This window comes from Cryobacterium sp. N19 (genome assembly GCF_002929595.1).
Classification (GTDB): domain Bacteria; phylum Actinomycetota; class Actinomycetes; order Actinomycetales; family Microbacteriaceae; genus Cryobacterium; species Cryobacterium flavum.
Map to the genome: position 1 here is coordinate 336216 of NZ_PJJR01000052.1, position 12286 is coordinate 348501.

The 12286-nt window shown below is 66.1% G+C and carries 10 protein-coding genes; 3 read left to right on the plus strand and 7 right to left on the minus strand.

The window, feature by feature from the left end; genetic code table 11:
- The first annotated feature begins 7 nt into the window (after positions 1 to 7).
- Positions 8 to 742 (plus strand): fumarylacetoacetate hydrolase family protein, encoded by a 735-nt coding sequence (locus CXY78_RS15185; protein ID WP_092338197.1) that lies wholly within the window; start codon positions 8 to 10, stop codon positions 740 to 742.
- 15 nt (positions 743 to 757) lie between these two features.
- Here CXY78_RS15185 and CXY78_RS15190 read toward each other — a convergent pair whose 3' ends face one another.
- From CXY78_RS15190 to CXY78_RS15215, 6 genes are read right to left on the minus strand one after another with little or no spacing between them, the layout of a single operon-like run.
- Positions 758 to 1444 carry a GntR family transcriptional regulator gene (locus CXY78_RS15190; RefSeq protein WP_104090057.1) on the minus strand — a complete coding sequence of 229 codons (687 nt, stop codon included), beginning with the start codon at positions 1442 to 1444 and terminating at the stop codon, positions 758 to 760.
- A 41-nt stretch (positions 1445 to 1485) separates the two neighbouring features.
- Positions 1486 to 2157: a GntR family transcriptional regulator gene (locus tag CXY78_RS15195; protein WP_233206204.1), complete on the minus strand. Its 672-nt coding sequence runs from the start codon at positions 2155 to 2157 to the stop codon at positions 1486 to 1488.
- Positions 2158 to 2193: 36 nt separating this feature from the next.
- Positions 2194 to 3354, minus strand: coding sequence for an acyl-CoA dehydrogenase family protein (locus CXY78_RS15200; protein WP_104090059.1), 1161 nt, complete (start codon positions 3352 to 3354; stop codon positions 2194 to 2196).
- Complete coding sequence (locus tag CXY78_RS15205) at positions 3347 to 4543, minus strand: CaiB/BaiF CoA-transferase family protein (RefSeq protein WP_104090061.1); 1197 nt, start codon at positions 4541 to 4543, stop codon at positions 3347 to 3349. The genes CXY78_RS15200 and CXY78_RS15205 overlap by 8 nt, the downstream gene beginning before the upstream one ends.
- The gene (locus tag CXY78_RS15210) at positions 4540 to 5139 is read right to left on the minus strand and encodes a carboxymuconolactone decarboxylase family protein (protein ID WP_233206205.1); all 600 of its coding nucleotides are present in this window, start codon (positions 5137 to 5139) and stop codon (positions 4540 to 4542) included. The genes CXY78_RS15205 and CXY78_RS15210 overlap by 4 nt, the downstream gene beginning before the upstream one ends.
- A 7-nt stretch (positions 5140 to 5146) precedes the next feature.
- On the minus strand, positions 5147 to 5896 hold the full coding sequence (locus CXY78_RS15215; RefSeq protein WP_104090062.1) for an SDR family NAD(P)-dependent oxidoreductase: 750 nt from the start codon (positions 5894 to 5896) through the stop codon (positions 5147 to 5149).
- Between the two features lie 176 nt (positions 5897 to 6072).
- On the opposite strand from CXY78_RS15215, the gene CXY78_RS15220 reads away from it, so the two are divergent.
- Positions 6073 to 8889: an FAD-binding and (Fe-S)-binding domain-containing protein gene (locus CXY78_RS15220; protein WP_104090064.1), complete on the plus strand. Its 2817-nt coding sequence runs from the start codon at positions 6073 to 6075 to the stop codon at positions 8887 to 8889.
- An 18-nt stretch (positions 8890 to 8907) separates the two neighbouring features.
- Here CXY78_RS15220 and CXY78_RS15225 read toward each other — a convergent pair whose 3' ends face one another.
- The gene (locus CXY78_RS15225; RefSeq protein WP_104090065.1) at positions 8908 to 10602 is read right to left on the minus strand and encodes a dihydroxy-acid dehydratase; all 1695 of its coding nucleotides are present in this window, start codon (positions 10600 to 10602) and stop codon (positions 8908 to 8910) included.
- A 157-nt stretch (positions 10603 to 10759) separates the two neighbouring features.
- Between CXY78_RS15225 and putP the strand changes: the two genes are divergently transcribed.
- On the plus strand, positions 10760 to 12265 hold the full coding sequence (gene putP / locus CXY78_RS15230; RefSeq protein ID WP_092338179.1) for a sodium/proline symporter PutP: 1506 nt from the start codon (positions 10760 to 10762) through the stop codon (positions 12263 to 12265).
- Positions 12266 to 12286 lie beyond the last annotated feature (21 nt).

The window sequence follows — 12286 nt, forward strand, 5'->3', positions numbered from 1 at the left end:
TGAAATAATGCACCCGATCAATCCACTGTCTGCCGTCTCTTCGCCGCCGACCGCGCCCAGCCTTCCGATCATCGACTCGGATGATCGCTACTACCTGCGCCGGGTGTTCTGCGTGGGGCGCAACTATGCCGATCACGCGCGCGAACTGGGTAACGACCCCGATCGGGAGCCCCCCTTCTTCTTCGCCAAGCCGGCCGATGCCGTGTTCGCCGTCGACGAGGGTGTTCCGGAGTTCGGGATCGCCCCGCACAAGGTGCCCTACCCGCCGCAGACCGCCAATCTGCACTACGAGATGGAACTCGTCGTGGCGATCGGCGCCGGCGGCAGCGATATCACGGTAGCGGATGCCCTCAGCCACGTCTGGGGCTACGGCGCCGGGATCGACCTGACGCGCCGCGACCTCCAGGACGAGGCCAAGGCGCTGAAGCGGCCGTGGGATCTCTCCAAGGGGTTCGACTTCTCGGGCCCCTGCACCCCGCTTGTGGCAGCAGCCCGAATCGGCCATCCGGCTGCCGGAACCGTGTGGCTGAGCGTGGATGGCGACAGTCGCCAGCACGGCGATCTCGCCGACCAGATCTGGTCCGTTCCGGAAGTGGTCGCGTCGCTGTCGCGCTTCGTCACCCTCCGGCCGGGCGATCTGATCTTCACCGGCACTCCGGCCGGAGTGGGCGCCATCGTGGCCGGCAACGAGGTTCGTGGTGGTGTCGACGGAATCGGCGAGCTGAGCTTTCGCGTCGTCTGACCCGGCGAATCGCCGCTATTCGTTCGCGAGGATGGTTTTGCGATCACTGAGAGCGCGCAACCGGGCGCTCTCGATGTGGTGGCGCATCAGGTCGGCAGCGGCTTCGGGCGCACGCGCCACGAAAGCATCGTAGATCTGCCGGTGTTCTGCAGCAGCGAACCGGGCATCCGCTGAACCGAGTTTCACGAACAGGCGAAAGCGCTGCACCTGACCGCCGAGGGACCGATAGGCCCCCTCGAGAAAGGGGTTCGCCGACTGCTCGGCGATGAGAGAGTGAAAATCCTCGTCAGCCGACCAGTACTCCCGAAAGGAACGCACCACCTGGGACTCCGAGAGGCGCAGCAGGTCATCGATCGGCACCAGGAGTTTCGCGAGGAACTCCGGCGTCACCCGCCGGCCAGCCTCCAGAGCCAGGGCCGGCTCGAGCACGAGCCGGGCTTCCATCAGCTTATCCAGCTCGACTTCGCTGAACAGCGGTGCCACGAAGTAGCCCCGAAGAGCTTCGCGATGCACGAGCCCGGTGTGTTCGAGACGGGCGAGCGCCTCGCGGATCGGAGTCTGGCTCACCTCGAACTCGCGCGACAGCGTGGGAATGTTCAGCGCGGCACCCGGATCGAACGTGCCGTTCATCAACTGGCCGAACAAGAGGGCGTAGACCTTGTCAGCGTGCGTTGTGCGTTCCGGTGCGTCGTCTCGTGCCATAGTAAAATCCTACCGGCTATAGTTTGGACGAGTTTGGTGCTCTAAGTCAGCAGGGCACGGAGCGCGTTCGTGGCGTGTCGCCGGTGATCGTCCAGGAGCTGGATCAGCCGGTCGGTGTCGCCGGCGGCGAAAGCCTCCACCATTTGCGAGTGTTCACTCTCCACGCGCTCCCGGTTGCTGGGGGTTTCGTAGTACAGCAGCCGATAGGCCTCGGTCGAGTCCCACAGGGCTCCGACAATACGTTCCAGCCGCGGCAGCCCGGCTGCCGCCACCAGCACGAAGTGAAACCGTCGATTGGCTTCGGTCATCGCCAGGAGGTCGCCACCGTCGCTGGCGATTTCGACCGCGCGGGCAGCGTCGCGAAAATCGCTCAGCACGCCGGCCGGCGGATTGGCCATGGTCGTGCGCACGGCTTCGGTCTCGAGCAGCTGCCGAAGTCGGTAGACCTCCAGCAGGTCGCCCAACGACAACCGCGCCACCCGGTAGCCACGGTGCGGCTCGTGCACCACCCGACCCTCGGCTGCCAGCGTGTTCAGTGCCTCGCGAACCGGCACCCGGCTCACCCCGAGGCGTTCGGCGAGCGTGTCCTGGCGAAGCGGCTGGTCGGGAACCAGCTCGCCGACGACGATCAGCCGCCGCAGCTCCTTGAGGACGAATTCCGGGGCCGTCGATGGCCGGGGGCCGGTCACCGAGGGGGGAGTTAGTCGTGTCACGGTCATGACTCTAACCCACCCCTCACTCACACTTACTCAGCGGAAGGCCGCGATGCCGGTGATGTGCTGCCCGAGAATGAGGGTGTGCACCTCATCGGTACCTTCATAGGTGCGCACGCTTTCCAGGTTGTTCGCGTGGCGCATCGGGGAATAGTCCAGGGTGATGCCGTTCCCGCCGAGCATGGCCCGCGCTTCCCGGCAGACTTCGATGGCCTCCCGGCAGTTGTTCAACTTGCCCACCGAGATTTGGTGGGTCGACAGCGTTCCGAGGTCCTTGAGCCGCCCGATCTGCAGGGCCAGAAGGGTTCCCTTGTTGATTTCGAGTGCCATGTTGACGAGTTTCTGCTGGGTCAGCTGGTAGCCGGCGAGCGGCTTGCCGAACTGCATCCGCTCGCGAGAGAAGTCGAGAACGGTCAGGTAGCTGTCTCGGGCAGCGCCCATCGCGCCCCAGATGATGCCGTAGCGCGCCTCGTTGAGGCACTCGAATGGTCCGCGCAGACCGCGAGCCTTCGGCAGCATCGCTGACTCCGGCAGTCGCAGGTCGGTGAGCTGGATTTCGCACTGGATCGACGCCCGCATCGACAGCTTCGGCTCGATCGGGGTCGCGACGAAGCCGGGAGTGTCGGTGGGCACGATGAACCCGCGGATACCGTCTCCGGTCATCGCCCAAATGATGGCCACCTGGGCCACCGAGGCGAGTCCGATCCACCGTTTCGTGCCGTTCAGCACCCAGTCGGAGCCATCACGATGGGCGAAGGTGGTCATGCTTCCCGGGTCAGACCCGGCCGTCGGCTCGGTCAGGCCGAAGCAGCCGATGATCTCACCGGCGGCCATGCGGGGCAGCCACTCGTTCTTCTGCTCCTCGGAGCCGTGCTTGTGAATCGCGCTCATGGCGAGGGAGCCCTGCACGCTCACGAAGGTGCGCAGCCCGGAATCGCCTGCCTCCAGTTCCATCGCCGCGAGGCCATACTCCACCGACGTGCGCCCGGGGCAGCCGTAGCCCTTGAGGTGCATGCCGAGAAGACCGAGCTTGGCCATTTCCGGCACAATTTCGAGCGGAAAAATCGCCTTCTCGTACCAATTCGCAATGTTTGGTTTGATCGACGAGTCGACGAAGGAACGAACTTCTCCGCGCAGGGCGATCTCGGTGTCGGTGAGCAGGGATTCAATGCCGATGAGATCTGAGGTGTCAAGCATGGGCTGTCCTTCTGGTCGTGGTGGTTGCTGTGGTATTCAGTGCTGTGGTGTTGAACGTGGCTCCGGCGTGTTCGCCGAGCAACGGTGGCGGTCGCAGATAGCGCGCGGGGGTCTGGGAGAGGCGAATCGGGTTAGCGATCTGCCGACTGGTACGGGAGCCGTCTGTCACGTCCACGACGGGAGCAAGGCCGAGCGTCGTGGCAAGCTCGAGCGCTTCGAGAATCGAGTTCACCTTGCCGGCCGGTACTCCGGCCAAGAGCAGAGCGGCCGACCACTCTGCGCCAGGCCGATGCTGCAAGCGCTCCTCGAGCAGTTCCTTGAGCGCAGCCCGGTGGGCCAGACGCTCGGTATTGCTGCCGAAACGGTCGTCGTCGGCCAGCTCGGGCAGACCGAGTACGCGCACCAGGTTGACGAATTGTTTGTCGGTGCCGACCGCTACGGCGATCGGGCCATCCTGGGTGCTGAAGGTTTCGTAGGGCGCAATGCTCGGGTGTGCGTTTCCCATTCGGCGCGGCGCCGTTCCGGTGGCGAGCGTGCTCGACGACTGGTTGACCATGCCGGCCAGCAGCGAGGAGAGCAGGTTCACCTCCACGCGTTGCCCCTGCCCGGTGCGATCGCGCACCCGCAGTGAGGCGAGGATTCCCACGACGGCGTTTTGGCCGGTGATCACATCGACGAGCGCGACGCCCACCTTGCTGGGCTCGGAATCGGGGGATCCGGTCACACTCATGAGACCACCGACGGCCTGCACCAGCAGGTCATACCCGGGAAGGTGAGCCCCGGCATCCGTACCGAAACCGGTGATCGAACAGTAGACCAGATCCGGTCGCTCCAGTCGGAGCGAAGCATCGTCAAGTCCGTACTTTTCCATCACGCCCGGACGAAAATTCTCGATCACCACGTCGGCGGCGAGGGCGATGCTGCGGGCTTCGGCCAACCCGGCTTCGGTGCGCAGGTCGCAAACGACGGATCTCTTGTTGCGGTTCACGCTGGCAAAGTAGGAGCCCATGCCGTTCGCGTCGACCGGCGGAACCCAGGCCCGGGTGTCGTCCCCGGCCGGGTGCTCGATCTTGATGACGTCGGCTCCAAAGTCGGCGAGCATCATGGAGGCGAACGGACCGGCCAATACCCGGGAGAAATCGGCGACCTTGATGCCGCCGAGCGGCGACCCGGTATCGGTGTCGATCATGAGGAGACCTCCGTGACGCCAGACGGAGCGGGAACGTCGAACGCGATCAATAGACCGGCCAGCAGCTGGTAATACCCGGCCAAGATGGTGATCTCGACCAGGCCGGCGTGGCCGTGATGCTGTTCCGCCCGAGCGTGGGTGGCCGCATCGACGGCGCGGTCTCGCACGAGCGCCAGCGCGAAGGCGAGAGCGGATGCCTCCGCCTCGGTGGCCGTCTCGGGCGTCACCCCCTGGGCAAGCGCCCGCAATTCAAGCGGCGTGATTCCGACCGTGGCCGCCACTCGGCTGTGGGCGTACCACTCGTACTCACAGCCATATACGGCGGCGATCAAGCACACCAGCAGTTCGCGGGTGCGGTTCTCGAGCGTGCCGGCAAAACGCAGCGAGGCACCGAGGGCCGAAACGGCCTGACCCAGGGCGGGGGAGTACAGCAGCGCGTTGAACGGGCCGGCCAGCAGCCCGTCATCGTCGACCACGAGGAACGGCCCGTCGCCGCGCGGGGGAGCGATGATCTCGTCGTAGAGGCGTCGCCCGGCGGGGTCGAGGTCGGACGGGGACAGCAGCGGAAGACGCCCGCCCTGTGCGTGTTCGATCACGGCCCGATCAGACAAGGGTCCGCCCGCCGTCGATGAACAGCACCTGACCGGTGACGAAGGCCGCCTGGCGTGAGGCCAGAAAGAGCATGGAACCGGTGAGGTCATCCACGGTGCCGAGCCGGCCGGCCGGCACCAGCTCGGTGTAGTGGTCCCGCATTCCGGGCCGGTCCAGGTGTGCGCGGGTCAGCTCGGTCTCGGTGTAACCCGGCGCGATGGCGTTGACCGTGACGCCGGAGGCGGCCCATTCGCGCGCCATCACCCGCACGAGTTGGTTGAGGCCGCCCTTGCTCGCCGCGTACGGCGCGTGGTCGGCGTGGGCGAGGGTGCTCGAAACCGAGGAGCAGAATACCTGACGCCCGTAGCCGGCATCGATCATGATTCGGCCGGCAGCCTTGCCGAGACGGAATGCGCTGGAGAGGTTGACGTCGAGGATGCGTTGCCAGTCGTCGTCGTTCAGGTCGAGCACGGGAACCCGATGGTTGATCCCCACGGCGTGCACGAGCACATCGAGGCCGCCGAGGCGTTCCACCACCGTGGCGACCACACTCTCGCATCCGGCCGTGGTCGTCAGGTCTGCCTGTACGCCGATGATACGGGGATCCAGCTCGGCGAGACGCTCTGGGCTGAGATCGGCCACGACAACCTGGGCACCAACCTCCAGAAATGCGAGAGCGCAGGCGGTGCCGATTCCCCCGGCACCCGCCACGAGAACGCGCTGGGTGGCGAGGCCGAGCCAGTCATTCGTCGTGCCGGTCATCGCGTGCTCCGGCCACAGGGTGCCGGAACGTGCGCCGGAGCGAGTGTCGGTTGGATTGCATCGTTGCAAAGACTCATTTGGATACTGTATCCAATTTGAGGCGGGAGTCAAAGACTCGGGCCTAAGAACTTTCGGAGCGCATTGTGCACAATACGACGCCGGTAGCATTGCTACCCATGCACACCGTCGTCGCACAGCCGCAATCTCTGGCCACCGCTCTGCGCTCCCGGGGGGTGCGGCATGTGCGCGACGACGACACGACGAGGGCGGCGTATTCCTCGGACGCTTCGCTCTACCGCGTCGTTCCGTCGGCCGTCGTGCTGCCGCGCGACGTCGATGACGTGGCCACGACGTTGGCGCTCTGCCTAGACCGGGGCATTCCCCTCACCTCGCGCGGCGCCGGCACGTCGGTGGCCGGAAACGCCATCGGTGCCGGCGTCATCCTGGATTTCAGCCGGTACCTGAACCAGGTCGTGTCGATTGACGCCGAGGCCCGCACGGCGGTGGTGCAGCCGGGAACGGTGCACGCCACCCTGCAGCAGGCGGCGCTCAAGCTCGGTCTGCGCTTCGGCCCCGACCCGTCGACGCACACCCGCTGCACCATTGGCGGCATGATCGGCAACAATGCCTGCGGTTCGCGCACCCTGGCCTACGGCCGAACCGCCGACAACGTGACCCACCTTGACGTGCTGACCGGAACCGGCGAACGGCTCTTTCTCGGGGGCGACGGCACCCCCGCCTCGCCCCAAACCGACGCCCTCCGCGAACTCGTGCGCGGTGAGCTCGGCACCATCCGCACCGAACTGGGCCGTTTCGGCCGCCAGGTCTCCGGCTATGCCCTCGAACATCTGCTGCCCGAGCGCGATTTCGATCTGCGGCGCGCGCTGGTCGGCAGTGAGGGCAGCCTGGCGATCGTCTTGGAAGCCGGCGTCAGCCTGGTCGCCGACGCCGCTCACAAGCGGATGGTCGTGCTCGGCTTCTCCGACATCGGTTCGGCCGGCGACGCGGTCATGGCCGTGCTGCCCTTTCAGCCGACCGCCTGCGAGGGGCTCGACTCGCGCATCGTCGATGTCGTGCGCACCCGAAAAGGCCGAGAGGCCGTTCCCGACCTTCCGGCCGGCACGGCCTGGCTGTTCATCGAGGTGTCCGGCGGAGACCCGCAGGAGGTCAGCGACCGAGCCCTGCGCGTGAGCCGGATCGATTCCGCGGTGGACGCGAGGGTGATCACCGACCCGCGCCAGGCCGCCCAACTGTGGAAGATTCGGGAAGACGGCGCCGGACTGGCCGGTCGGTCGCCGGTGGGGGCACCGGCCCATTCCGGCTGGGAAGACGCCGCCGTTCCGCCGGAGCGCCTCGGCGCCTACCTGCGCGACTTCGACGAGCTTCTCCGCGGGCATGACCTGGTCGGGTTTCCCTACGGGCACTTCGGCGATGGCTGCGTGCACGTCCGCCTCGATTTTCCCTTCGGCCGCGCCGACGGCCGGGCCCGATTCCGGGCGTTCATGACGGATGCGGCCCGGCTCGTGGCCAGCTATGGCGGGTCGCTCTCCGGCGAGCACGGCGACGGCCGGGCCCGGAGCGAGCTGCTACCCATCATGTACTCCGAGGCTGCGCTCGCCCTGTTCGGCTCGGTGAAGGCCATCATGGACCCGGACAACGTGCTGAACCCGGGGATCGTCGTGGATCCGCGCCCGCTGGATGCGGACATCCGCTCGGCGCACGCGCCGTCGGTGCGCACCGGGCTGGCCCTGTCCTATGCCTCTGACGGGGGCGACTTCAGCCAGGCCGTGCACCGCTGCACCGGAGTGGGCGTGTGTCGCGCCGAGAACACCGGCGACAGCGTGATGTGCCCCTCCTACCTGGCGACCCGGGAGGAGAAGGATTCCACGCGAGGCCGGGCCCGGGTGCTGCAGGAGATGATCAACCAGGGTGGCGCGAACTGGCGTTCACCGGAAGTGCACGATGCCCTCGATCTGTGTCTGTCCTGCAAGGGCTGCGCCTCGGATTGTCCGACCGGGGTGGACATGGCGGCCTACAAGGCGGAGGTGCTGCACCAGAGTTTCAAGGGTCGGCTGCGCCCGATCACCCACTACTCGCTGGGCTGGCTGCCAAGGTGGGCTCGCCTGGCCTCCGTCGCCCCGAAGCTGCTCAACCGGCTGGTGCGGCTGCCCCTGCTGAGCCGACTGGCTCTTTGGCTGGCCGGCATCGACCACCGTCGCTCGATCCCAACCTTCGCCGAACAGACCTTCACTGACTGGTTTCAGGCTCGCGAGCCGCGCCCTAGCGCCGAGAATGCGCGCCCGGTACTGCTCTGGGCGGATTCCTTCACGAACTATTTCACGCCGGAGGTGGGCCGTGCCGCAGTGCGGGTGCTGGAAGCCGCCGGATGCACCGTGCAGATCCCCGAGCAGCCGCTCTGTTGCGGCCTCACCTGGATCTCCACCGGGCAGCTCGATGCGGCGCGCACCATTCTCGGCAAAACCGTCGGCCAGCTCGCCGCGGTCGCGCACGCCGGTATTCCGATCGTCGGACTCGAGCCCTCCTGCACCGGTGTGCTCCGCTCCGACGCCCTCGAACTACTCGGCCATGAGGCGGCGCAGCCAGTGGCCGCGGCCACCCATACGCTCGCCGAATTTCTGGCGACGCTCCCCGACTACCTGCCGCCGAACCTTCAAGGCACCACCGTCGTGGCCCAACCGCACTGCCACCACCACGCCGTGATGGGCTGGAGCCCCGACGCTGCGCTGCTGCAGCAGGCCGGCGCCGAACTGACCCAACTGGGCGGATGCTGTGGGCTGGCCGGCAACTTCGGCGTGGAGCGCGGCCACTACGACGTGTCGATCGCCGTGGCCGAACAGCAACTTCTTCCGGCGGTGCGCGGCGCCGCGGCTGCGACCGTGATGCTCGCCGATGGCTTCTCCTGCCGAACCCAGCTGCAGGATCTCAGCGACCGCTGCGGCATCCACTTGGCGCAGTTGCTCGACCCGTCCTGACAACTAGCGCAACAGTACCTATTGCAGGAAGGCCAGATCGGCACCCTCTGGGGCCTGCAGAACCGTCGACGCGTGCAGTCGACTCCAGCCGCGCGCAGGCAGGGCCGGCAGCTGCAGGTCGGCACGCCGACGGGCGAGCTCCTCGTCGTCCACGAGCAGGTCGACTGTGCGACCGGGCACGTCGAGCCGAATCCGATCGCCGTCACGAACCAGGGCGAGCGGCCCGCCGATCGCGGCCTCCGGTGCACAGTGCAGCACGATCGTGCCATAGGCGGTGCCGCTCATGCGCCCGTCCGAGATGCGCACCATGTCGCGAACGCCCTGCCGGGCCAGATAGCGGGGGATGGGAATCGATCCGGCTTCCGGCATGCCGGCCCCGACCGGGCCGATGTTGCGCATGACCAGCACGTGATCCGGGGTCAGCGCGAGACTCTCATCGTTCAGCCGCGCCTCCAGATCATCGAGGGAATCGAACACCGCAGCGATCCCCTCATGCACCAGCAGGTGAGCGGATGCCGCTGCCACTTTGATCACGGCGCCGTCCGGCGCGAGGGAGCCGGTCAACGCCACGAGCGCACCGGTCGGTCCGAGTGGATCGTCGAGCGCGTGCACCGTGCTCTGCCAGGCCTGGGGAGCAACGGCTCCGTCGAGGGCTTCGCCCAGGGTCTGGCCGGTGATGGTCAGCACATCGAGGTCGAGCAGCGGGGACAGGGTTTTGAGCAGGGCGGGCACCCCGCCGTCGCGGTGCATGTCCGGCAGGTAGTTCTGGCCGGCCGGTTTGCAGTCCACCAGCAGCGGAGTGCGCGCCGCGATCTCGTGAAAGTCGTCGAGGTCGAGCTCAATGCCGAGCCGCCGGGCAATCGCGGTCAGGTGGATGATCGCGTTCGTCGAACCGGAGATGGCAGCGAGTACGGTCACCGCGTTGTGGAATGCCCCCGCAGTCATGATCTGCGACGGTCGGCGGTCGGCGGCGGCGATCTCGACGGCCCGACGGCCGGTCTGCACGCCGAGCCGCAGCCGGTGGGCGGAGACGGCCGGTGCGGTGCCGGCGAAGGGGAGCGACATTCCCATCGCTTCAACGACGCAGGCCATGGTTGAGGCCGTACCCATCACCATGCAGGTACCGGCGGTCGGCGCGAGTTCCTGGTTGATCTCGCCGATGGTGGTCTCGTCGATCGTACCGGCGCGGAACTCCGACCACAGGCGGCGACAGTCGGTGCAGGCGCCGAGCCGTTCGCCCTTGTAGCTTCCGACGGACATCGGGCCGACGACGAGCGAAATCGCCGGGATGTCGGCAGACGCTGCCGCCATGAGTTCGGCCGGCACGGTCTTGTCGCAGCCTCCCAGCAGAACCACCGAATCCATCGGTTGGCTGCCGAGCTGCTCTTCGAGTTCCATGGCCATGAGATTGCGAAAGAGCATGCTCGTGGGGGTGGTCAGAATTTCACCGATGGACATGACCGGAAAGACGAAGGGCAGGCCGCCGGCCTCGAGTACTCCGCGTTTCACGCTCTCGATGAGCTGAGGCATATCCCGGTGGCAGGTCGTGAAATCCGAGGAGGTATTGACGATGCCAACGACCGGTCGGTCGAGGTCTTCGGGGTCCAATCCGGCCGAGGCAAGAAAGGCCCGCCGAATGAATTTGCTGAAATCCCGGTCGGCATAATTGGTCAGTTTGCGGTCAACGCCGACAGCTCTGTCATTTGTGTGCATGACCACTCAGGATCGCACACCCTCGCGAGCTGGATGAGTAAATGGGGGACAAACAATGGTAAAAAGCCCGTGTTTCTGCGAGACTGGAGCTTTGAGCTTGCCCGGCACCTCGGGTAATCACGTCCAGTACGTCGGGCATCCCAACAAAGGAATCCCATTGACGGATCAAACATTTCAGTTAATCGCAATCGTTTTATACCTCGTTGGCATGGTCGCCATCGGGTACTTTGCCTTTCGGCAAACGAAAGATCTTGACGACTATATGCTCGCCGGCCGAGGCCTCAAACCGGGCACAGCAGCCCTGAGCGCCGGAGCCTCCGACATGTCCGGCTGGCTTCTGCTTGGCCTTCCCGGAGCAATCTACGTGGGTGGCCTGGTCGAAGCCTGGATGGCCATCGGCCTGACCATCGGCGCCTGGCTGAACTGGAAGTTCGTGGCCCCGCGGCTCCGTTCCTACACCTTCGTGTCAAACAACTCGATCACCATCCCGAGCTTCTTCGAGAACCGGCTCAAAGACTCATCACGCCTGCTGCGCATCGTCTCCGGCGTGATCATCCTGGTGTTCTTCACCTTCTACGTGGCCTCCGGCATGGTCGCCGGCGGCGTGTTCTTCGAGACGTCCTTCGGCTCGACGTTCCTCACCGGCATGCTGATCGTCGGCGGAGTGACCCTGCTCTACACACTGTTCGGCGGTTTTCTTGGCGCCACCCTCACCGACGTCGCCCAGGGCATTCTCATGCTGGTCGCGCTGATTGCGATTCCCGTCGTGGCCCTCAATGCCACCGGCGGAATCACGGCCACCCTGGACTCCATTCGTGAGTTCAACCCCGACCTGCTCTCCCTCACGGCCGGTGGAACCGCCCTCGGCATCATCTCCGCCGCAGCCTGGGGCCTCGGCTACGTCGGTCAGCCGCACATCATCGTGCGCTTCATGGCCATGCGCACCCCGCAGGATGCCACGGCCGGTCGCCGCATCGGCATCGGCTGGATGATTCTCACCGCCCTCGGCGCCGTCGCCACCGCCCTCATCGGCATCGCCTACTTCCAGCAGAACCCGGACCTGACTCTGGCCGACCCCGAAACGGTCTTCCTGATGCTGGCTCAGACCCTGTTCCACCCGTTCATCGCGGGTCTGGTCCTGGCAGCCGTTCTCGCCGCTATCATGAGCACCATTTCCTCGCAGCTGATCGTCTCGTCCTCGGCGCTGGTCGAAGACCTCTACAAGATCGTCGGCAAGAAGAACGCCTCGTCGAAGCACCTGGTGATGCTCGGCCGTATCGGAGTTTTGCTCGTGGCCGTCGTCGCCGGCATCATCGCCTTGAACCGCGACACGACCATCCTCGCGCTGGTCGGCTTTGCCTGGGCCGGCTTCGGTGCCGCGTTCGGACCGGTCGTACTCCTCTCCCTGTTCTGGAAGAAGCTCTCGACCTGGGGCACGCTCGCCTCGATGGTCACCGGCGCTGTCGTCGTGTTCATCTGGGGAAATTCCCCCCTGGCCGGCGTGATGTACGAGATCGTGCCGGGCTTCGCCGCCAGCCTGATCGTGGCCGTCGTCGTTTCGCTGCTCACCTACAAGCCCAACGCTGAGATCGACGCCGAGTTCGATCTGGCCGCCGAACAGGCGCACTCGAAGTACGTGGCGCCCGAAAAGGTGTCCGTCTAACGCACCTCGCGCTTCACACCT

Coding starts and splice junctions, on each gene's coding strand:
- CXY78_RS15185 (WP_092338197.1), top strand. CDS start 8: ATGCACCCGATCAATCCACTGTCTGCCGTCTCTTCGCCGCCGACCGCG.
- CXY78_RS15190 (WP_104090057.1), bottom strand. CDS start 1,444: ATGGCACGAGACGACGCACCGGAACGCACAACGCACGCTGACAAGGTC.
- CXY78_RS15200 (WP_104090059.1), bottom strand. CDS start 3,354: ATGCTTGACACCTCAGATCTCATCGGCATTGAATCCCTGCTCACCGAC.
- CXY78_RS15205 (WP_104090061.1), bottom strand. CDS start 4,543: ATGATCGACACCGATACCGGGTCGCCGCTCGGCGGCATCAAGGTCGCC.
- CXY78_RS15215 (WP_104090062.1), bottom strand. CDS start 5,896: ATGACCGGCACGACGAATGACTGGCTCGGCCTCGCCACCCAGCGCGTT.
- CXY78_RS15220 (WP_104090064.1), top strand. CDS start 6,073: ATGCACACCGTCGTCGCACAGCCGCAATCTCTGGCCACCGCTCTGCGC.
- CXY78_RS15225 (WP_104090065.1), bottom strand. CDS start 10,602: ATGCACACAAATGACAGAGCTGTCGGCGTTGACCGCAAACTGACCAAT.